At 72.3% G+C, this 21,233-nt stretch carries 18 protein-coding genes; 10 read left to right on the top strand and 8 right to left on the bottom strand.

Annotated features, from left to right (window positions below):
* The first annotated feature begins 24 nt into the window (after positions 1-24).
* The 4 genes from ACIRNI_RS01520 to glgB all read left to right on the top strand — a co-directional run bounded on the left by ACIRNI_RS01520 (position 25) and on the right by glgB (position 7,900).
* Complete coding sequence (locus tag ACIRNI_RS01520) at positions 25-2,010, top strand: alpha-1,4-glucan--maltose-1-phosphate maltosyltransferase (protein WP_403547778.1); 1,986 nt, start codon at positions 25-27, stop codon at positions 2,008-2,010.
* Positions 2,007-3,806 (top strand): maltose alpha-D-glucosyltransferase, encoded by a 1,800-nt coding sequence (gene treS, locus ACIRNI_RS01515; protein WP_403547325.1) that lies wholly within the window; start codon positions 2,007-2,009, stop codon positions 3,804-3,806. Before ACIRNI_RS01520 ends, treS begins: the two co-directional genes overlap by 4 nt.
* Before the next feature lie 342 nt (positions 3,807-4,148).
* The gene (locus tag ACIRNI_RS01510) at positions 4,149-5,528 is read left to right on the top strand and encodes a maltokinase (protein WP_403547323.1); all 1,380 of its coding nucleotides are present in this window, start codon (positions 4,149-4,151) and stop codon (positions 5,526-5,528) included.
* A 116-nt stretch (positions 5,529-5,644) separates the two neighbouring features.
* Entirely contained in the window at positions 5,645-7,900 is a 2,256-nt protein-coding gene (glgB, locus tag ACIRNI_RS01505) for a 1,4-alpha-glucan branching enzyme (protein WP_403547776.1), read from the top strand.
* Here the strand turns inward: glgB and ACIRNI_RS01500 are convergent.
* From ACIRNI_RS01500 to ACIRNI_RS01485, 4 genes are all read right to left on the bottom strand, one after another.
* On the bottom strand, positions 7,887-10,142 hold the full coding sequence (locus ACIRNI_RS01500; protein ID WP_403547774.1) for a HelD family protein: 2,256 nt from the start codon (positions 10,140-10,142) through the stop codon (positions 7,887-7,889). The two genes, glgB and ACIRNI_RS01500, sit on opposite strands and share 14 nt — an antisense overlap.
* A gap of 154 nt (positions 10,143-10,296) precedes the next feature.
* Entirely contained in the window at positions 10,297-10,614 is a 318-nt protein-coding gene (gene trxA, locus ACIRNI_RS01495) for a thioredoxin (protein WP_403547321.1), read from the bottom strand.
* A complete protein-coding gene (locus ACIRNI_RS01490; protein ID WP_403547319.1) occupies positions 10,611-11,000 on the bottom strand; it encodes a MerR family transcriptional regulator in 390 nt (129 codons plus the stop codon). Before ACIRNI_RS01490 ends, trxA begins: the two co-directional genes overlap by 4 nt.
* A gap of 29 nt (positions 11,001-11,029) precedes the next feature.
* Positions 11,030-11,542 (bottom strand): Lrp/AsnC family transcriptional regulator, encoded by a 513-nt coding sequence (locus ACIRNI_RS01485; RefSeq protein ID WP_403547318.1) that lies wholly within the window; start codon positions 11,540-11,542, stop codon positions 11,030-11,032.
* A gap of 45 nt (positions 11,543-11,587) precedes the next feature.
* Between ACIRNI_RS01485 and ACIRNI_RS01480 the strand changes: the two genes are divergently transcribed.
* From ACIRNI_RS01480 to ACIRNI_RS01470, 3 genes are read left to right on the top strand one after another with little or no spacing between them, the layout of a single operon-like run.
* On the top strand, positions 11,588-12,475 hold the full coding sequence (locus ACIRNI_RS01480) for an NAD-dependent epimerase/dehydratase family protein (RefSeq protein ID WP_403547316.1): 888 nt from the start codon (positions 11,588-11,590) through the stop codon (positions 12,473-12,475).
* Positions 12,472-13,368 carry an aldo/keto reductase gene (locus tag ACIRNI_RS01475; RefSeq protein ID WP_403547314.1) on the top strand — a complete coding sequence of 299 codons (897 nt, stop codon included), beginning with the start codon at positions 12,472-12,474 and terminating at the stop codon, positions 13,366-13,368. Before ACIRNI_RS01480 ends, ACIRNI_RS01475 begins: the two co-directional genes overlap by 4 nt.
* Before the next feature lie 4 nt (positions 13,369-13,372).
* Positions 13,373-13,813, top strand: a complete 441-nt coding sequence (locus ACIRNI_RS01470; RefSeq protein ID WP_403547312.1) for a GNAT family N-acetyltransferase — start codon at positions 13,373-13,375, stop codon at positions 13,811-13,813.
* A gap of 31 nt (positions 13,814-13,844) precedes the next feature.
* Here ACIRNI_RS01470 and ACIRNI_RS01465 read toward each other — a convergent pair whose 3' ends face one another.
* Positions 13,845-14,492, bottom strand: a complete 648-nt coding sequence (locus ACIRNI_RS01465; protein ID WP_403547310.1) for a peroxiredoxin-like family protein — start codon at positions 14,490-14,492, stop codon at positions 13,845-13,847.
* Positions 14,493-14,658: 166 nt separating this feature from the next.
* On the opposite strand from ACIRNI_RS01465, the gene ACIRNI_RS01460 reads away from it, so the two are divergent.
* Positions 14,659-15,255 carry a TetR/AcrR family transcriptional regulator gene (locus ACIRNI_RS01460; protein WP_403547308.1) on the top strand — a complete coding sequence of 199 codons (597 nt, stop codon included), beginning with the start codon at positions 14,659-14,661 and terminating at the stop codon, positions 15,253-15,255.
* A 28-nt stretch (positions 15,256-15,283) separates the two neighbouring features.
* Here ACIRNI_RS01460 and ACIRNI_RS01455 read toward each other — a convergent pair whose 3' ends face one another.
* The 3 genes from ACIRNI_RS01455 to ACIRNI_RS01445 form a co-directional block, all read right to left on the bottom strand.
* Positions 15,284-16,033 (bottom strand): hypothetical protein, encoded by a 750-nt coding sequence (locus ACIRNI_RS01455; protein ID WP_403547306.1) that lies wholly within the window; start codon positions 16,031-16,033, stop codon positions 15,284-15,286.
* Between the two features lie 21 nt (positions 16,034-16,054).
* On the bottom strand, positions 16,055-17,239 hold the full coding sequence (locus ACIRNI_RS01450; RefSeq protein WP_403547304.1) for a YncE family protein: 1,185 nt from the start codon (positions 17,237-17,239) through the stop codon (positions 16,055-16,057).
* A 141-nt stretch (positions 17,240-17,380) separates the two neighbouring features.
* Positions 17,381-18,736 (bottom strand): cation:dicarboxylate symporter family transporter, encoded by a 1,356-nt coding sequence (locus ACIRNI_RS01445; RefSeq protein WP_403547302.1) that lies wholly within the window; start codon positions 18,734-18,736, stop codon positions 17,381-17,383.
* Between the two features lie 171 nt (positions 18,737-18,907).
* On the opposite strand from ACIRNI_RS01445, the gene ACIRNI_RS01440 reads away from it, so the two are divergent.
* Both ACIRNI_RS01440 and ACIRNI_RS01435 read left to right on the top strand, forming a co-directional pair.
* Complete coding sequence (locus tag ACIRNI_RS01440; protein WP_403547300.1) at positions 18,908-20,509, top strand: ATP-binding protein; 1,602 nt, start codon at positions 18,908-18,910, stop codon at positions 20,507-20,509.
* A gap of 2 nt (positions 20,510-20,511) precedes the next feature.
* A complete protein-coding gene (locus ACIRNI_RS01435; RefSeq protein ID WP_403547772.1) occupies positions 20,512-21,201 on the top strand; it encodes a response regulator in 690 nt (229 codons plus the stop codon).
* Positions 21,202-21,233: the final 32 nt, after the last annotated feature.

Here is a 21,233-nt window from a genome sequence, read left to right as displayed (position 1 = left end):
CCCTCAGGTGATGCCGTGAACTCGCTGATTGGTCGCATTCCCGTCCTCGATGTCCGCCCTCTGGTCGACTGCGGCAGAAGGCCAGCCAAGGCGGTGGTCGGCGAAACCTTTCAGGTTACGGCCACCGTGTTCCGCGAAGGCCACGACGCCGTGGCCGCCAATGTCGTCCTGACGGACCCGGCCGGCCGCGAGAGCCCCTTCACCCCGATGCGCGAGCTCGCGCCCGGGACCGACCGCTGGGGCGCCGAGGTCACTCCGACGGCCGAAGGGCGCTGGTCCTATCGGGTCGAGGCGTGGAGCGACCCGGTCGCCACCTGGCGCCACCACGCCGGGATCAAGATCCCGGCGGGCCTCGACACCGAGCTCGTCCTGGCGGAGGGCGCGGCCCTGCACGAGCGCGCCGCCGAGGGCGTACCGAAGAGGGAGGGCCGCGAGGCCGTGCTCGCGGTGGTGGACGCGCTGCGGGACGCGCGGCGCCCGCCCGAGGAGCGGTGGCGAGCCGCCCTCGCACCGGAGGCCGTGGACGCCCTGTCCCGGCACCCGCTGCGCGAACTGGTCACCTCCTCGCGCCCGTTGCCCCTCCTCGTGGAGCGGGAGCGGGCGCTTTTCGGTTCCTGGTACGAGATGTTCCCGCGCTCCGAGGGCGCCCGCGTCGAGAACGGGCGGCTCGTTTCGGGCAACTTCCGCACCGCCGCCGAGCGGCTGCCGGCCATCGCCGCGATGGGCTTCGACGTGGTGTACCTGCCGCCGATCCACCCCATCGGCACCACGCACCGCAAGGGCCGCAACAACTCCCTGACCGCCGGACCCGACGACGTCGGCGTGCCGTGGGCGATCGGCTCGGCCGAGGGCGGCCACGACGCGATCCACCCGGACCTCGGCACCATGGAGGACTTCGACGCCTTCGTGGCGCGCGCCCGCGAGCTGCGCCTGGAGGTCGCGCTGGACTTCGCGCTCCAGTGCTCGCCGGACCACCCGTGGGTGCGCAAGCGCCCGCAGTGGTTCCACCACCGGGCCGACGGCACCATCGCGTACGCCGAGAACCCGCCGAAGAAGTACCAGGACATCTATCCGATCGCGTTCGACCAGGACATGCGGGGCATCGTCCGCGAGACGCTGCGCGTGCTGCGGCACTGGATGGCCCACGGCGTGCGCATCTTCCGCGTCGACAACCCGCACACCAAGCCGGTGGTCTTCTGGGAGAAGGTCATCGCCTCCATCCGCCGCACCGACCCGGACGTGCTCTTCCTGGCGGAGGCGTTCACCCGCCCCGCGATGATGCACACGCTCGCCGCGGTCGGCTTCCACCAGTCGTACACGTACTTCACCTGGCGCAACGGCAAACAGGAGCTCACCGAGTACCTGACAGAGCTGTCCGGGGACACCGCCGCCTACATGCGGCCGAACTTCTTCGTGAACACCCCCGACATCCTGCCCGGCTACCTCCAGCACGGCGGACGCCCCGCCTTCGAGGCGCGGGCGGTGCTCGCGGCGACGATGTCGCCGACGTGGGGCGTGTACGCCGGGTACGAGCTGTGCGAGAACACCCCGCTGCGCGAGGGCAGCGAGGAGTACCTGAACTCGGAGAAGTACGAACTGAGGCCGCGCGACTGGGAGGCGGCGGAGCGCGAGGGCCGGACGATCACCCCGCTGATCACCGCGCTCAACCGGATCCGGCGGCGCAACGCGGCGCTGCGGCAGCTGCGCTCGATCCACTTCCACCACGTGGACGACGAGGCGGTGATCGCCTACAGCAAGCGGTCGGGTTCGAACATTGTTCTGACGGTCGTCAACCTCGACCCGCACCATACCCACGAGGCGACGGTCTCGTTGGACATGCCGGAGCTCGGCCTCGACTGGCACGAGACCGTACCGGTGCGCGACGAGCTCACCGGCGAGACCTATCACTGGGGCAGGGCCAACTATGTGCGCCTGGAACCGGGCGTCACTCCCGCGCACATCCTCGTCCTGCGACCGTCCCCGCCGATCGGAGGGTCACCCACATCATGATCGTCAACGAGCCCGTCCACGACACCTTCGAGGACACCCCCGCCAAGGACCGCGACCCCGACTGGTTCAAACGAGCCGTCTTCTACGAGGTGCTCGTCCGCTCCTTCCAGGACAGCAACGGCGACGGCGTCGGCGACCTCAAGGGCATCACCGCCAAGCTGGACTACCTCCAGTGGCTCGGGGTCGACTGCCTGTGGCTGCCGCCGTTCTTCAAGTCGCCGCTGCGCGACGGGGGTTACGACGTCTCTGACTACACCTCCGTCCTCCCGGAGTTCGGCGACCTCGCCGACTTCGTCGAGTTCGTCGACGCCGCCCACCAGCGCGGCATGCGGGTGATCATCGACTTCGTGATGAACCACACCAGCGACCAGCACCCGTGGTTCCAGGAGTCCCGCGCGAACCCCGACGGGCCGTACGGCGACTACTACGTCTGGGCCGACGACGACAAGCAGTTCGAGGACGCCCGGATCATCTTCGTCGACACCGAGACGTCCAACTGGACCTTCGACCCGGTGCGCAAGCAGTACTACTGGCACCGGTTCTTCTCGCACCAGCCGGACCTGAACTACGAGAACCCCCGCGTGCAGCAGGAGATCCTCTCGGCGCTGCGCTTCTGGCTGGACCTGGGCATCGACGGCTTCCGCCTCGACGCCGTGCCGTACCTGTACCAGCAGGAGGGCACGAACTGCGAGAACCTCCCGGCGACGCACGCCTTCCTCAAGCGGGTCCGCAAGGAGATCGACGCGGCCTACCCGGACACGGTGCTGCTCGCCGAGGCCAACCAGTGGCCCGAGGACGTCGTCGACTACTTCGGCGACTTCCCCAGCGGCGGCGACGAGTGCCACATGGCGTTCCACTTCCCGGTGATGCCGCGCATCTTCATGGCGGTGCGCCGCGAGTCGCGCTACCCCGTCTCCGAAATCCTGGCGAAGACCCCGGCGATCCCGGCGGGCTGCCAGTGGGGCATCTTCCTGCGCAACCACGACGAGCTGACGCTGGAGATGGTCACCGACGAAGAGCGCGACTACATGTACGCGGAGTACGCCAAGGACCCGCGGATGCGCGCCAACATCGGCATCCGGCGGCGGCTCGCCCCGCTGCTCGACAACGACCGCAACCAGATCGAGCTCTTCACCGCCCTGCTGCTCTCCCTGCCCGGCTCGCCGATCCTCTACTACGGCGACGAGATCGGCATGGGCGACAACATCTGGCTCGGCGACCGGGACGCCGTGCGCACCCCGATGCAGTGGACGCCCGACCGCAACGCGGGCTTCTCCTCCTGCGACCCGGGCCGGCTGTACCTGCCGACCATCATGGACCCGGTCTACGGCTACCAGGTCACCAACGTCGAGGCGTCCATGGCCTCGCCGTCGTCGCTGCTGCACTGGACCAAGCGGATGATCGAGATCCGCAAGCAGAACCCGGCCTTCGGCCTCGGCTCCTACACCGAGCTGCCGTCGTCGAACCCGGCGGTCCTCGCCTTCCTGCGGGAGTACGGCGACGACCTGGTGATGTGCGTGCACAACTTCTCGCGCTTCCCGCAGCCGACGGAGCTGGACCTGCGGCTGTTCAACGGCATGCACCCGGTGGAGCTGATCGGCGGGGTGCGCTTCCCGGCGATCGGCGAATGGCCGTACCTGCTCACCCTCGCGGGCCACGGCTTCTACTGGTTCCGGCTGCGGAAGGACGCGGTGAAGAAGTCCTCCGCGAAGGCCGTCAAGGCGGGTGCCACGCAGGCGACGGCCCCGAGTGCCGTGGCCCGGGGGTCGGCGGAGCCCCGGCCCGCGGCGAGCTGACACCCCGTTGGCGGACCCCACCGGGCCCGCCAACGGCGTCACCGCAACAGCGTCACTGCAACGGCGTAAAGGGCTCCGACGGTCGGCCGCCCGGCCCTCGCGCGGGCGGCATACCGAGGGGGCATATCCGCTCCGCAAGGCCTCGGCCAAAGGCGGGACGGTTCCTTCCGGTCGGGCGTTTCCGGCGGGCCGCCCTGGGAACTCTCCCCCTCATACGTCGACGGGTCTATCCGGACCATCCCCGCCCGACACGTCCCGCACAGCCGGACAGCCATCGCCGCATTCCGGGACACTCTGCACGTTCTGTGCATTTCGTAGTGCCCGGGGAAAGGACGCGCTGCCATGTCGGAGACCGCATCCACCGCCCGGGCACCGGTCGCCCTGCTCCCTTCCCTGGTGCCCCTGCTCCACGAATGGCTGCCGAGGCAGCGCTGGTTCGCCGGGAAGGGACGCCCTGTCACCGGCTTCACCCTCGTCTCGGCCACCGAGCTGCTCCGTGTCGACACCGCGGGCCCCGGCCTGCTGCACCTGCTCGTGCGCGTCCAGCAGCCCGGCCTCGCCCCCTCGGCGCAGGCCGACTGCTACCAGCTGCTCCTCGGCGTACGGACCCACCTGCCGCCGCAGCTGGCCCCCGCGCTCATCGGCCGCCTGACGGACGGGCCGCTCGCCGGGCGCACGGTGTACGAGGGGCTGAGCGACCCGCGCCTCGCCTCCCTGCTGCTGGAACGATTGCGCACGCCCGGCCCGATGGGCCCGCTGCGCTTCTCGCGCACGGTGGCCATCCCGGACGGGCTCGCGCCGCGCGTGCTCGACGCCGAGCAGTCCAACTCCTCGCTCGTCTACGGCGACGCGTACATCCTGAAGGTGTTCCGCCGGATCTGGTCGGGCGCCAACCCGGACCTGGAGCTTCCCCTCGCGCTCACCCGCGCGGGCTGCGCCCGGGTCCCCGCGCCCGTCGCCTGGTACGAGACCGTCAACAACCACCCGGAGGCCAGCACCCTCGGCGTACTCCAGCCCTATCTGCGCGGCTCCCAGGACGGCTGGCAGCTCGCCCTGGACGCGCTCGCCGCCGGGCGGGACTTCACCGCCGAGGCGCGGGCGCTGGGCCGGGCCACCGCCGAGGTGCACACCGCGCTCGCCGGCGCCCTGCCGACCGTCGCGCTCGGCCGCCCCCAGACCGAGAACCTCGCCATCCAGATGACCCGCCGCCTCGACGCCGCCGCCCAGGCGGTGCCGGCGCTCCTGCCGTTCGTGCCCGGCCTGCGGGCCGCCTTCGACGCGGTCGGCAAGCTCGCCGCCGAGGACGTCACCTGGCGCGCGCAGCGGGTGCACGGCGACCTCCACCTGGGCCAGACGCTCCGCACGGAGGACGGCGACTGGTCGGTGATCGACTTCGAGGGCGAGCCCGCGAAGCCGCTCGCCGAGCGCCGCCGCCCGCAGCCGCCCGTCCGCGACGTGGCGGGGATACTGCGCTCCTTCGACTACGCGGCCCGCTCCTACCGCCCCTGGAACCCCGACTGGGCCGAGCGCTGCCGCGACGCGTACTGCACCGGCTACGCCGATGCCTCGGGCACCGACCCGCGCGACGAGCCCGCGCTGCTGCGCGCCTACGAGACGGACAAGGCCGTGTACGAGGTCCTGTACGAGGCCCGGCACCGGCCCGACTGGCTCCCGGTCCCGATGGCGGCGATCCGCCGTCTGGCCGCACAGCCCACCCCCTGAGACCCCCCGATGCCCGACCCCCTGATGCCCTGACGTCCCGCACGCCTTCGAGGAGGCCCTTTCCCGTGACCCCCCGTCGTCCGACCCGCAATCCGGCAGCCCCGAAGTCCCGGCCCGTGAAGCAGACCCCCGTCGGGGAGGCCACCGCCCTGCCCACACCGCCGCCCGGCGCGACGCCCCGGCCCCGCGCGGGCGCCGACGGCGTGGTCCCCGCGCCCCTCGACCCGGCCGACCGGGGGCGGCTGCTCGCCGGGGAGCACCACGACCCGCACGCGCTGCTGGGCGCGCACCCGGTCGCGGAGGGCGGCATCGCGATCCGGGCGCTGCGGCCGTACGCGGCCGGCGTGACCGTGCTCGTGGACGCCGACGGGTCGCGCACCGAGCTCCACGACGACGGCGACGGGCTGTTCTCGGGCGTGCTGCCGCTCGCCGAGGTACCGGCGTACCGGCTGCTGGTGACGTACGAGTCGGGCGTCGTCGAGGTCGACGACCCGTACCGCTACCTGCCCGCGCTGGGCGAGCTGGACCTGTACCTGATCGGCGAGGGCCGCCACGAGCAGCTGTGGACGGCGCTGGGCGCGCGCCCGATGACCCACCAGGGCACGGCGGGCACGCGCTTCACGGTGTGGGCGCCGAACGCGCGCGGTGTGCGGCTGGTCGGGGAGTTCAACTACTGGGACGAGGCGACGGGCCTGCCCATGCGGTCGCTGGGCTCCACCGGCGTGTGGGAGCTGTTCGTGCCGGGCATCGGCGAGGGCGCCCTGTACAAGTTCGCCGTCACCGGCCCCGACGGCAGGTGCTCGCTGCGCGCGGACCCGATGGCGCGGCGCACCCAGTGCCCGCCGGAGACCGCGTCCATCGTCACCGCCTCGCACTACGAGTGGCAGGACGACGACTGGATGGCGCACCGCGGCGACCGGCCCGTCCACGAGGCGCCCTTCTCGGTGTACGAGGTGCACCTGGCGTCCTGGCGCCCGGGCCTGACCTACCGGGAGCTGGCCGAGCAGCTGCCCGCGTACGTCAAGGAGCTCGGCTTCACGCACGTGGAGCTGATGCCGGTCGCCGAGCACCCGTACAGCCCGTCGTGGGGCTACCAGGTCACCGGCTTCTACGCCCCCACGGCCCGCCTCGGCACCCCGGACGACTTCAAGTACTTCGTGGACGCCTGCCACCGCGCCGGGGTCGGCGTGATCGTGGACTGGGTGCCGGCGCACTTCCCGAAGGACGACTGGGCGCTGGCCCGCTTCGACGGGACCCCGCTGTACGAGCACCCGGACCCGCGGCGCGCCGAGCACCCGGACTGGGGGACGCTCGAGTTCGACTACGGCCGCACCGAGGTCCGCAACTTCCTCGTGGCGAACGCCGTGTACTGGTGCGAGGAGTTCCACATCGACGGCCTACGCGTCGACGCCGTGGCCTCGATGCTGTACCTGGACTACTCCCGCGAGGGCGGCGAGTGGGCGCCGAACGAGTACGGCGGCCGGGAGAACTTCGACGCGGTCTCCTTCCTCCAGGAGATGAACGCCACCGTCTACCGCCGCTGCCCGGGCGTGGTGACGATCGCCGAGGAGTCCACCGCCTGGGAGGGCGTGACCCGCCCCACCGACGCGGGCGGGCTCGGCTTCGGCCTGAAGTGGAACATGGGCTGGATGCACGACTCGCTGGTGTACGTCTCCAAGGAGCCGGTGCACCGCAGGTACCACCACAACGAGATGACGTTCTCGATGGTGTACGCGTACAGCGAGAACTACGTCCTGCCGATCTCGCACGACGAGGTGGTGCACGGCAAGCAGGCCCTGGTGACGAAGATGCCCGGCGACTGGTGGCAGCGGCGCGCCACCCACCGGGCCTACCTGGGCTTCATGTGGGCGCACCCCGGCAAGCAGCTGCTCTTCATGGGCCAGGAGTTCGCCCAGGGCGCCGAGTGGTCCGAGGCGCACGGCCCCGAGTGGTGGCTGCTGGCGGACGACTACCACTCGGCCGGCGACCACCGGGGCGTGCGGGACCTGGTGCGCGACCTGAACCGCGTGTACACCGCGACGCCCGCGCTGTGGGAGCGGGACACCGTCCCGGAGGGCTTCCAGTGGGTGCTGGGCGACGCGGCGGACGACAACGTCTTCGCGTTCCTGCGGTACGACGCGAAGGGCGACCCGCTGCTGGCGGTGAGCAACTTCTCGCCGGTGGTGCGCGACGGCTACCGGCTGTGGACGCCGGAGGGGGTCTCCGCGTGGACGGAGGTCCTCAACACGGACGCGGCGCAGTACGGCGGCAGCGACGTGCGCAGCGGCGCCCTCGTGCAGCGGGAGGCGGACCACGACGGCATCCGCCTCACGCTGCCGCCGCTCGCGACGGTCTACCTCAGGCCGGCGTGACGGCGCTCGCGGTCCCGGTGGCCCCGGCGGTCCTGACGACCCCCAGCCGCTGGGTCGCGCGGGTCAGCGCCACGTAGAGGTCGTTGACGCCGTGCGGCCCGGCGGCGCGGATGCCGTCCGGGTCGGCGACGATCACCGTGTCGAACTCCAGGCCCTTCGCCTGCCGCGGTTCGAGGAGGACGACGGGCCGGGTGAGGTCGGGCACCGGCCCGTACGCGGCGTCCGGGAGCGCCTCGCGCAGCGCCTCCTGCCGGCCCGCCGGGGCGATGACCGCGAGGCGTCCCTCGGCGGGCAGTTCGCGCCGTACGGCGTCGGCGACCGCGCCCGGCAGGTCGTCGGCCGCCGTCTCCCAGGGCGGGACGCCGGTGGACCGCACCGAGCGCGGCGGCTCGAACTCCGGGTCCTCGGCGCGCCGCACCCGGGCCGCGACCTCCATGATCTCGGCGGGGGTGCGGTAGTTGACGCCGAGGCGTACGTGCTCGAAGCGGTCGCCGACGTACGGGCCGAGGATCTCCTGCCAGGAGCCGCAGCCGGCGGCGTCGCCGGTCTGGGCCGGGTCGCCGACCAGGGTCATGGAGTGGGTGGGGACGCGGCGCATCAGCAGCCGCCACGCCATGGCGGACAGCTCCTGTGCCTCGTCCACGATGACGTGCCCGAACGCCCAGGTGCGGTCGGCCGCGGCGCGCTCGGCGGCGCTGCGGTGGTCGGCCTCCTCGTGGCGCTCGGCGAAGCGCTCGGCGTCGATGATGTCGTGGGCGCCGAGCACCTCCGACTCCTCGTCCTCGAACTCGTACGTCCGCGAGGCGTACGACACGTCGAGCACGCCCTGCGCGTAGGCGATGCGGAGGTTGCGCTCGCGCTCGGCGGCGGCGCGCTCCGCGGTGTCGTCGTGCCCGAGGAGCTCGGCGGCCTCGTCGAGCAGCGGCACGTCGGCCTCGGTCCAGTCGGCCTCGGGCCGGTCGCTCTCCTCCCTGCGGACGAACTCGGCTTCGCCGTCGGGGAGGTAGCCGTCGGGCTCCGCGAGGAAGCGGGCGACGAGCTGCTGCGGGGTGAGCGTGGGCCACAGCTCCTCGATGGCGGCGTGGACGTGCGGGCTGGCGGCGATCTCCTTGCGCATCTGGGTGATGTCGGAGGCGTCCAGGAGGTTCGGGCCGCCGAAGGGGTCGGCGCCGAGGCGCTCGGCGAGCTGCTCGGTGAGCGCGTCGATGACGCGGAAGGCGAAGCGCGGGCGGGCGAGGTTGTGCGGCAGGCCGGTGGCGCGGGCGTCCCAGCGGGCGTCCTCGGCCGTGTTCCGGTCGAGGAGGAGGGTGCCGTAGTCGTCGTGGTCGATCTCCAGCGGCGCTTCGGTGGGCGGCACCGTCTGCTGGTCGCGCACGTACCGGGCGAGGACCTCGGCCATGCTCGCGCGGCCCTTTATCTCGGCCGCCTCCGGGGTGTCGGTGCCGGTGGCCCGTACGCCGGGGAAGAGCTCGCCCAGGGTGGCGAGCAGCACGCCGGTCTCGCCGAGCGCGGGCAGGACTTCGCCGATGTAGCCGAGGAAGGCGGGGTTGGGGCCGACGATGAGGACGGCGCGGCGGGCGAGCTGCTCGCGGTACGCGTAGAGGAGGTACGCGGCGCGGTGCAGGGCGACGGCGGTCTTGCCGGTGCCGGGGCCGCCCTCGACGACGAGGACGCCCTGGTGCGGGGCGCGGATGATGCGGTCCTGCTCGGCCTGGATGGTCTGCACGATGTCACTCATGCGCCCGGTGCGGGCGGCGTCGAGCGCGGCGAGGAGCACCTCGTCGGCGTCGGGGTTCTCGTGGCCGGTGCGGGTGGGGTCGTGCAGGTCGAGGATCTCGTCGTGGAGGGCGGTGACCTCGCGCCCCCGGGTGGTGATGTGGCGTCGGCGCCGCAGGCCCATGGGCGCGTAGCCGGTGGCGAGGTAGAAGGGCCGCGCGATGTCGGCGCGCCAGTCCACGACGAGCGGCGTGCGCTCCTCGTCGTCCTCCCGGATGCCGATGCGCCCGATGTGGTGGTCGCGCCCGTCCCGGAACTCCAGCCGCCCGAAGCAGAGCCCGTTCTCCCCGGCGTCGAAGGCGGCGAGCAGCCCGGACTGCTCGGCCACGAGCACGTCGCGCTCCAGCCGCGCCTGGAAACCGCTGCCGCGGTCCTTGAGGGCGGCCTGGACGGCGCGCTCGGCCTGGTCGCGCAGGTGGTCGAGTCGCGCGTAGAGCCCGGTGATGAATTGCTGCTCTTTCCGCATGTCCTCGGTTGACAATTCGACTCCTGCTGCGATAGAGTTCGCTTATTCGACTTCCGTGTGCGCTTTTCCATGGGCGCACGCGAACCATCAAATATACGCGAGAAAAAGCCCCGGCCGCCATTGCGGACTGGGGCTTTTCCGTACGTACGCATGCTCAGGCCAGTACGTCCTCCAGCTCCTGGAGCAGCCGGCGCTTGGGGCGGGCGCCGACCATCGACTTCACCGGTTCGCCGCCGCGGAAGACCATCAGCGTGGGCGTCGACAGCACCGCGTACCGCGACACCGTCTCGGGATTGCTGTCGACGTCTATCTCGACCACCTTCAGCCGGTCGGACTCCTCGGCGGAGACCTCCTTCAGCACCGGGGCGAGCTGGCGGCAGGGGCCGCACCAGGTCGCGGTGAACTTCACCAGGACCGGGCGGTCCGCCGCCAGGACCTCCGTACCGAACTCCGCGTCCGTCACCTCGATCATGGGGTACTTCCTCCGAATTCGCAGCGTGGTTCGGGCGTCTCGGTCGCCAGCGTGAGCCGGGCGGCGACCTCGGCGCGGATCGACTCCAACTGGCCGATCAGGCCGTCGAGCTCGGCGAGCTTGCGCCGGTAGACGTCGAGCGACGCCGGACAGGCGTCCCCGGCCGGATGCCCGGCGCGCAGGCAGTCGACGAACGGCCGCGTCTCCTCCAGGTCGAACCCGAAGTCCTGCAGCGTGCGGATCTGCTGGAGCAGCCGCAGGTCGGTCTCGTCGTAGGTGCGGTAGCCGTTCTCCGCCCGCCGGGCGGGGAGCAGGCCCCGGGACTCGTAATAGCGCAGGGTGCGCGTGGTCGTTCCCGCGCGCCGAGCGAGCTCGCCGATTCGCATGTCCCCGAACGTAGGCCTTGACGTCGGCGTCAAGGCAAGAGGGGTTTGCGGGGCACCGGCGACGACAGCACGACGGACGTGGTCGTACGGCCCAGCGCCGACGTCTGCTCCAGGACGTCCTCCAGGTGGCCGGTGTCCGTCACCGCCACCTTGAGGATCCAGCAGTCCTCGCCGACCACGTGGTGCGCCTCCAGGACCTCGGGGCGGGCGAGCAGCTCCACGGTCCTGGGGTGCTTGAAGGTGTAGCCGCCGTGCGGGTTGACGCGGATGAACGCCTGGATGCCGTACCCGAGGCGGGCCGGGGAGACATGGGCGCCGTAGCCGGTGATGGCGCCGCACGCCTCCAGCCGCCGGACCCGCTCGGCGACGGCCGCCGGGCTGAGGCAGACCCTGCGGCCCAGCTCGCTCAGCTTGATGCGGCCGTCGGTCTGGACGAGTTCCAGGATCCGCCGGTCGACCGGGTCGAAACCGGCCGCCACGGTTTCGTCGGCGGCGGGGCGCGGACGCCGTTGTTCTTTCGGTGCGGCGGCCGGATGTCCCATGGTTCCCCCTTCAGGCTGCGACCGGTCAACGTAACACTTGGTCACATGCTTCGGATATGCGTGATCGGCGGGAGCCGGTATTTCGGAAAGCGCCTCATTCGGCGCCTGCTGGCGGCCGGGCACGACGTGACCGTCGTCAACCGCGGCCTTTCCGCGCCGCCGCCCGTGGGGGCCCGCCATCTCGTCGCCGACCGCGACGACGAAATGGCCCTGGAAAAGGCGCTCGGCCCCCTCGCTTTCGACGTCGTCGTCGACCAGGTCTGCTACACCCCGCGCCAGGCGGACATCGCCCGCCGCGTACTCGGGCCGCGTACCCGGCGGTACGTCATGACGTCGACGGTCGAGGTGTACGAGGACGAGGACTCGGCCGCGCCGGTCCGCGAGGAGGCCGTGGACCCGCTGACCGTGCCCGTCGACCTGGACGCCACGGACCTCCCCTACGGCGAGGGCAAGCGGCAGGCGGAGGCGGTCTTCGCACGGGACCCGGACTTCCCGGCGTACACCGCCGTGCGCGTGGCCCATGTGCTGGGCGGGGCCGACGACTTCACGGGCCGCGTCGCCCACTACGCGGACCGGATCGGGGCGGGGAAGCCCATCTCCGTACCGGCACCGAACCGGCCGGCGACGTACATCCACGTGGACGAGATCGCCGACTTCCTGGCGTGGGCGGCCGAGGCGGACTTCACCGGCCCCGTGAACGCCGCCTCGCACGGCCCCCTCACCACCGCCGCCCTCTGCGCGGCGGTGGAGGCGCGGGTCGGCGGGCGGACCGTGTTCCGGGAGGTGGAGGAGGGCGAGGAGTCGCCGCTCTCCTTCCGGCGTGCGTACGCCATGGACAACTCCCGCGCCACCGCGCTCGGGTTCACCTTCCGCCACACCGGTGACTGGCTGGAGCGGGCGATCGACGAGACGCTGGGAGGCGTTGCGGTATGAAGCGGACCATCGGCGACATCGAGGTCGGGGCCGTCGGCCTGGGCGCGATGCCCCTGTCCATCGAGGGCCACCCCGACGAGGCCCGGGCCGTCGCCACGATCCACGCGGCCCTGGACGCGGGCACCACGCTCATCGACACGGCCGACTCGTACCACGCGCCGGTCGGCGGCGCGCCCGGCGACGGCGAGCTGCTGGTGGCCCGCGCCCTCGCCGCGTACGGCGGTGGTGCCGACCATGTGCTCGTCGCCACGAAGGGCGGCCGGGGCCGCACCCCCGATGGCGGCTGGACCGTCAACGGCGACCCCGCGCACCTGCGCCGCGCCGCCGAGGCGTCGGCTCGGCGCCTCGGCGTCGAGGCGATCGGCCTCTATCAACTGCACAAGCCGGACCCTTCCGTGCCGTACGCCGAGTCGCTGGGCGCCCTGCGCGACCTGCTCGACGCGGGCACCATCCGCCTGGCCGGCATCTCCAACGCCGACACCGCGCAGATCCTCCTCGCCCGCGAGATCCTCGGCGACCGTCTGGTCTCCGTCCAGAACCGCTACTCCCCCGCCGTCCGCGACAGCGAACCTGAGCTGCGGCTCTGCACCCACCTGGGCCTGGCCTTCCTCCCCTGGAGCCCCCTCGGCGGCCTCTCCCGCAGCTCCCTGGACGGCCCGTCCTCCGCCCAGGCCCCGGACCCGCGCTTCGCCGGCTTCCACGAGGTGGCCCGTGCCCGGGGCGTGAGCCCCCAGCAGGTGGCCCTCGCCTGGGCGCTGGCCCGGTCCCCCGCGGTCATCCCCATCCCGGGCGCGAGCCGCCCGGAATCGGCCCGCTCCTCGGCGGCCGCGGCGGCGCTGGTGCTGGAGGACGCGGAGCTGGCGCTGCTGGGGCGGACCGCTGTGGTTCCCTGACCCGATGACTGGTCTCCGTTTCGAACAGCCCCGCGACGACGCCGCGTTCAAGGACTGGCAGCACGTCCACAACGTCGTCATCCCGACGCACCACCTCTCCCTGGACGACGTACGCGAACGGGCGCGGCGCCACCGTCTCGAAGTCGCCTACCTCGGTGAGGAGCTCATCGGGTGCAGCACCGTGCGTCCGCCCGAGGGCGGGTCCGGCACGGCCACCGTGATCGCCCGGGTGCTCGCCGCGTACCGGCGGCGGGGGTTCGGGGAGGAGCTGTACGCGCGCGGGCTGGAGCGGGCGCGGGAGCTCGGGGCCGAGGTGGTCGAGACGTGCGTGCTGGCGTCCAACGAGGACGGGCTGCGGTTCGCGCTGAAGCACGGGTTCGTGGAGACGGAGCGCTACCTGCTGCCGGGGGACACCATTCCGTGGATCGACCTGCGGCTGACCTGAACCCCGCCCCGCTCCGTCGGCTCGACCCCGTTCAGACGAGGGCGTCGAGCGCGGCGAGGACGTCGGCCGGTTCCGCGCGCGTGGTGTAGTCGGTGCTCACGAAGGCCCAGCGGATGGTGCCGTCGCGGTCGATGACGTACGTCGCCGGCAGCGGAAGGGTGCGCGGGTGGCCTCCGTTGACGCGCTGGAGGTCGAAGCCGAGCCTGTCGTAGACGGCCGCGAGGTCGTCGGGCAGGTCGAAGGCGAGCCCGTACTGCTTCGCCGTGTCCGAACCGACGTCGCTCAGGACGTCGAACGCGAGGCTGTGCTTCTCGCTGAGGGACAGCGACTCGTCCGGGATCTGCGGGGACACGGCCACGAGACGGGCTCCGCGCGCGACGATGTCCGCGTGGTGCTCCTGGAGGGCGCGCAGGGCGATGTTGCAGTACGGGCACCACGCCCCGCGGTAGAAGGTGAGCACGACGGGGCCGTCGGCCAGCAGGTCGTCGAGGGCCACCGTGTGTCCGGTGGCGGAGGCGAGGGCGAACCGCGGGGCCTGCGCTCCGACGGAGAGGGCACGCTCGGCCTGTCCGGACACGGCGAGCTCCTCACCCGCCCGGTTCATGACCGCCCGCACCTCGGCGGGGATCTGCTGCTGACGGGCCTCGTAGAAGCTGCGCAGCTCGGCGTTGAGGGACATGGGCGGGACTCCTCCAGAACGGTGGCGGGGCGCGTGGACACCGCCGCGAAAGTTGGAACGGTCGTTTCAAGATAGCGTCGCACGACGGCTCACGCCAGCACCCGCGCGACCGACGACGGCACCCGCGCTATCTTGGAATCCCTATTTCAAGATGGCGGGATGAATCATGCCGGACATCAAGCACTTCGATCCGGACGCGACCCTGGAGACGGTCGTTCGGCTCTTCTGGCGGCAGGGCATGGCCTCGACCGGGATCCAGGACGTCGTGACCGCCACCGGAGTCAACCGCTCCAGTCTCTACTCCACCTTCGGTGACAAGCAGGCCCTCTACCGGGCGGCCCTGCGCCGTTACCTCGAGCACCGCTCCCAGCCGGTCTTCCAGCGCCTCGCCGGGGACGCGAGAGGGCTGCCCGCCATCAGGGAGTTCTTCGACGGGCTGATCACGGCCCGCTGCTCGGGCGAGTATGCCCAGTGGGGCTGCATGGTCTCCAACGCCCACGCGGGGACCGAGAACGGTGACCCCCAGGTCCGGGCCATCCTCGACCAGCATCACCAGCAGCTGCGAGACGCCATGCACGCGGCGCTGGTCACGGCCGAGCGCCAGGGACAGCTCGCCCCCGGCGTCGATCCCGCCGCTTCCGCGGACCTGTTGGCCCTCCTCGCCTACGGAGTCAATCTCCGCTCACGCGCCGGATCCGATGCGCGCGCCCTCACCGGCACGGTGAAGGCCGCTCTCGCCCCGCTCAGCGCCGCCGCCGCTTGATCCCGCTCGCCGGGGCGCCGATGCCGTCTCAACAACCCGCCGGAGTGGGGCTCGCCCCCGTGAGGTCCGTCCAGTGCCGCAGGGTCTCCCCGTGCGAGCCGCTCGCCGTGGAGCGGGCCACCTCGTCCGCGGCTTCCGGGGCGCACGGTGTGCCGTGGCGGGTGAGGAGCGCCAGTGGCCACTCGGGGGCCCCGGGCCGCGCCGCGCCGTCGAAGGCGTGCCAGTCCCAGGGGCCGTCGAACCGCCAGGCGCGGCCGGCGGCGTCGGCGACTTCGTCGCCGGGTTGGAGGAACGCGTACGGCCGGAACAGCACCTCGAAGGTGAACGGGACGCCGTTGTCCGGGTGGAGGTCGTAGCCCCTGCCGTTGAGGTGGCTGTCGTCCGGGTACTCGCGGTAGGACAGGCCCCGGGGCAGCACCGCGACGGCGAGGTGCGGGCGGGGCAGCCAGCCCGTCTCCTGGGGCGGGTCGAAGCGGTCGATCGCCGTCACATGGACCACGGTCGGCGGGAGACCCACCCGGCACGCGTCCCCCGGCTCCAGGAACTGCGGAGCCGGGTCGGTGCGGAACAGCTCCGTCTCGCCCCAGACGCGGGTGCGCGCGTCCAGCCCGAGGGCGACGATTCCGTTCCAGTGGAAGGACTCACTGTCGTAGTCCCGCTGCCACCAGGGCCACTCCACGGACAGGTAGTCCCACTTCAGGCCCTCCACCCTGGTGTCGACGAACGGGCAGGCGACCCTCAGCACGTCACCCACCCGGAAACCGGCGTCCTCGCTCATGGCCCCGAGGATAGAAAGGGCCTAGCGGCTGAGCCCCGGCAGGGCATCCTCCGCGATCTTGGCCGCGCGTTCGCGCTGGGGGTAGTCGCCGACCTTCACGCGGGCGACCTCCTTGGCCGTGCGGTACTCGACCACGGAGACCTCGTCTCGGTTGGAGAGGGTGACGAAGCAGTGGGTGCCGCCCGGGGCCGTCACCGCCCAGTAGGGGAGGGCGCCGGGCTCGTAGTGGACGAAGCCGTCGGTGGTCAGGTCCGGGCGGGAGACGACGGCGGTGTAGTCGTCGATGGTGCCGGCCATGCACAGCTTGTCGTGGGTGCCGTTCATCGCCATGCCGTGGTGGGCGGAGTTCTGCGGGTAGTCGTCGGGCTTGAGGGCCGCGCCCGCCGCGCTGAACGGCATCTGGACCGTGCGGACGGTGCGGCCGGCGACCAGGTCGTACTCGACGAAGCCGTTGAGGTACGACAGTTGGGCGTACATCGTCTCCTCGTCCGGCGTGATGACCGCCGGGCGGACGCCCTTGTCGAAGGTGTACGTGCGCAGCACCTTCAGGGTCCTGGCGTCGGCGACGGTCACCTGCTTGGCGCCCTTCAGCGCGTCGAGGGCCTTGGGCAGGGAGGTCACGCCGATGGACATGTTGTAGATGCGGCTGCCGTCCGGCGAGTACATGTTCTCGTGCGGGTACGTGCCCGTCGGGAACTCGCCGGTGATGCGGCCGGTCGCGGTGTCCAGGGTCTGGGTCTTGGCGGCCGTGATGGCGGAGACGACGAAGGTGGAGCCGTCCGCCGAGAGCGCGGCATGGTCGGCCTTGAGGCCGTCGAGGTGGGTGCGCCAGAGCTGGCGGCCGGAGGCGATGTCGTACGCGGCGGCGTCGCCGAGGTTGCCGCGCGAGACGTACAGGGTGCGGCCGTCGGGCGAGAGGTGGGCGTCGTCGACGAACTTGTCGCCGCCCGCCTGCTGCTTGACGATCTCGTAGGCGGCGCGGCGCAGGGGCCCCATGCCGTCCAGGACCTCTTCGAGGTCGGGGACGACGTCGAGCGAGCCGAGGTTCTCGTACGTACGGGAGTCGAGGAAGCTGACCGTGCCGTCGGCGCTGTTGCCGACGAGGACGACGTCGCGGAGGGGTCGTTCGGCCGCCGCGGCGGGGGTGGTCGCGGAGCCGAGGGCCAGGGTGAGGGTCAGGGCGAGCAGGGCGGGGAGGCGTGACATGGGATCATCCCTTCATGGGCATGCCAAATTGCTCGGCACCACGATGACACGTTTCCGTTACCGGCGGTAAGTCCGGGAAGCGGGAAACCGCGCGGGAGTCGGCCCCTCAGGACGCTCCTCCCGCGCGGTTTCCCGACCCGCTCAGACCTTGACCGGCTCGCGCTCCTCCGGGGCCTCCGGCGCGTCCGCCGCCCCGGACGCCACCGGCCCGTGGTCGTCCACCAGCGTCTTCTCGTCGAACGGCACCCGCCCCGCGAGGACCTCCGCCACCCGGGCCTTGTCGATCTCCTTCGTCCAGGTGCCGACCAGCACCGTCGCGACCGCGTTCCCCGCGAAGTTCGTCAGGGCGCGGGCCTCGCTCATGAAGCGGTCGATGCCGACGATGAGCCCGACGCCGTCGACCAGCTCGGGGCGGTGCGACTGGAGCCCGCCGGCCAGCGTGGCCAGGCCCGCGCCGGTCACGCCCGCCGCGCCCTTCGAGGCGATGATCATGAAGACGAGGAGCGAGATCTGCTCGCCGACCGAGAGCGGGTTGCCCATCGCCTCCGCGACGAAGAGCGACGCCATGGTCAGGTAGATCGCGGTGCCGTCCAGGTTGAAGGAGTAGCCGGTCGGCACGGTGATGCCGACGACCGGCTTGCTCACCCCCAGGTGCTCCATCTTCGCGATGAGCCGCGGCAGCGCCGACTCCGACGACGAGGTCGACAGGATCAGCAGGAACTCGCGGCCGAGGTACTTCAGCAGCGCCAGGATGTTCACGCCCGCCACCAGCCGCAGCAGCAGCCCGAGGACGACGAAGACGAAGACGGCGCAGGTGAGGTAGAAGCCGATCATGATGACGGCGAGCGACTTCAGGGCGTCGACACCCGTCTCGCCGACCACCGCGGCGATCGCGCCGAAGGCGCCCACCGGAGCCGCCCACATGATCATGGCGAGGATCCGGAAGACCAGCCGCTGGATGTGCCCGATGCCGCGCAGCACCGGCTCGCCCGCCCTGCCCATCGCCTGAAGCGCGAAGCCCGCGAGCAGCGCGACCAGCAGCGTCTGGAGGACCTCCCCCTCGGTGAAGGCGGAGACCAGCGTCTTGGGGATCACGCCGAGCAGGAAGTCCACCGTGGACTCGCTCGCGCCCGCCGCCTGCTTCTCGCCGGCCTGGCGCGCCGCGTCCGTCAGGTGCAGCCCGGCGCCCGGCTCCAGCAGGTTGCCGACGAGCAGGCCGATGGCGAGGGCCACGGTCGACATGACCATGAAGTAGCCCAGCGCCAGGCCGCCGACCGCGCCCACCTTGGCCGCCTTGCGCACCGAGCCGACGCCCAGCACGATCGTGCAGAAGATGATCGGCGAGATCATCATCTTGATCAGGTTCACGAAGCCGGTGCCGAGCGGCTTGAGCTCGACGGCCACCCCGGGGGCGGCGAAGCCCACGACGATGCCGAGCACGACCGCCCCGATGACGGCCAGATACAGATAGTGGGTACGGTCCCGGCGTGCGGCCACGGGTCCCTCCTCGGTGAGTCGCTCCACTGTCCCGGTGGAGCCGTCCCTGTCGACCTGTCCTGGTGGATCAGATCCCGCAGACCATCTCTCACCTGGTGACCGCGGTCACCGTTGCGTACCTTTCGTTCATACGTTTCCGGCCGGGTTTTCCCGCCAGGCACACTTACCGCCATGCGCAGACCCCGCGTACCCCGCCCCCGCAGCCTCGCCGGCCAGCTCTTCGCGATGCAGGTCGTGCTGATGGCCGCCGTCGTCGCGGGGTGCGCGCTCTTCGCGTACGTCACCGACCGGGCCCAGGCCGAGGAGACCGCGCGGCGTCAGACGACGGCGACCGCGACCGCCGTCGCCCGCTCCCCCGCCGTCGCCGCGGCGGCGCGCTCCGCCGACCCGACGGCCGCGCTGCAGCCGTACGCCGCCTCCCTCACCGGCGGCACGGGCGTCACCTTCGTGACGATCATGGCGCCGGACGGCACCCGCTGGACGCACCCCGAGCCGGACCGGATCGGCGGGAAGTACCTGGGCCACATCGAGGAGGCGCGGCGCGGCGAGACGTACTCGGAGACGTACCGCGGAACGCTCGGGCGGTCCGTGCGGACGGTGGCGCCGGTGTACGACGGCGGGCGGGTCGTCGCCCTCGTCAGCGCGGGCATCACCGTCGACCGGATCAGCGAGCAGCTGAGCAAGCAGGTCACCGCGCTGCTCGGCATGGCGGGCGCGGCGCTGGCGCTCGGCGGGCTCGGTACGTACGTGGTCAACGCGCGCCTGCGGCGGCACACGCACGGCATGAACGCCGCCGAGCTGAGCCGGATGCACGACTACCACGAGGCCGCGCTGCACGCGGTGCGCGAGGGGCTGGTGATGCTCGACGGGCGGCGGCGCATCGCGCTGATCAACGACGGGGCGCGGGAGCTGCTGGACCTGGGCCCCGAGGCCGTGGGCACGCCCGTCGCCGAGCTCGGCCTGCCGCCCTCCCTCACCGGCGCGCTGCTGGCCGCCGAGCCGCGCGTCGACGAGCTGCACCTGACGGCCGACCGCGTGCTGGTGGTCTCCACCCGGCCGGTCGTCGGCGGGGAGCGGCGCGGCACCATGGTGACGCTGCGGGACCACACCGAGCTCCAGGCGCTCTCCGGCGAGCTGGACTCGGAGCGCGGGTTCACGCAGGCGCTGCGCTCGCAGGCGCACGAGGCGGCGAACCGGCTGCACACCGTCGTCTCGCTCATCGAGTTGGGACGGGCCGAGGAGGCGGTGGAGTTCGCGACGGCCGAGCTGGAGCTGGCGCAGGCGCTGACGGACCGGGTCGTGGACGCGGTCGCCGAGCCGGTCCTCGCCGCGCTGCTGCTGGGCAAGGCGGCGCAGGCCAACGAGCGGGGCGTCGAGCTGGTCCTGACCGAGGACAGCCGCATCGACGACGGCGTCCTGCCGCCGAGTCTGCCCTCCCGGGACCTGGTCACCATCCTGGGCAACCTCATCGACAACGCCCTGGAGGCCGCGCAGGGCAGCCCGCTCGCGCGCGTCACGGTCACGGCACGCGCCGACGCCGGCGAGGTGCTGCTGCGCGTGGCCGACAGCGGGCCCGGCATCGGCGCCGACGACCACGACGCCGTCTTCGAACGCGGCTGGTCCACCCGCGGCCCGGGCCGGGGCCTCGGCCTCGCGCTCGTGCGGCAGGCGGCGCACCGGGGGCGGGGCGCCGTCGAGCTGGGGCACGGGCCGGACACGGGCGCCGAGTTCACCGTACGGCTGCCGCTGCGCTCCGCGGAGGTGCCGTCATGAGCATGAGCACGGGCACGAGCATCCGCGTGCTCGTGGTGGAGGACGACCCGGTCGCCGCCGACGCCCACGCGCTGTACGTGGGCCGGGTGCCCGGCTTCGAGGTCGTCGGGGTCGCGCACACGCGCGGTGCCGCCGGGCGGCTGCTGGAGCGCACGGCCGTCGACCTGATCCTGCTCGACCTGTACCTGCCGGACGGGCACGGTCTGCACCTGCTGCGTTCGCTGCGGGCGGCCGGGCACCACGCGGACGTCATCGCCGTCACCTCGGCGCGCGATCTGGCGATCGTCCGCGAGGGGGTGTCGCTCGGCGTCGTCCAGTACGTCCTGAAGCCGTTCACCTTCGCCACGCTGCGGGACCGGCTCGTCCGGTACGCCGAGTTCCGCGCGGCGGCGGGAGAGGCGGCGGGCCAGGAGGAGGTGGACCGGGCGCTCGCGGTGCTGCGGACGCCCCGGCCGGCCGCGCTGCCGAAGGGGCTGAGCGCGCCGACGCTGGCGGCCGTGACCCGCACGCTACGGGAGGCGGCCGGCGGCCTGACCGCCGCGGAGGCGGGCGCGGCGGTCGGCATCTCGCGGATCACGGCGCGGCGGTACCTGGAACACCTGGTGGAGGCCGGCCGGGCGGAGCGCAGCCCGCAGTACGGGCAGGTGGGGCGGCCCGAGCTGCAGTACCGGTGGATCACGGGGCTGCGGTGAAGGCGGTGAAGCAGTGGTGAAGGCCGTACGTT

The organism is Streptomyces sp. NPDC093546 (assembly GCF_044765045.1).
GTDB lineage: Bacteria > Actinomycetota > Actinomycetes > Streptomycetales > Streptomycetaceae > Streptomyces.
The sequence above is the reverse complement of the archived record's forward strand: the minus strand, read 5'-3'. Positions and strand labels throughout refer to the sequence as shown.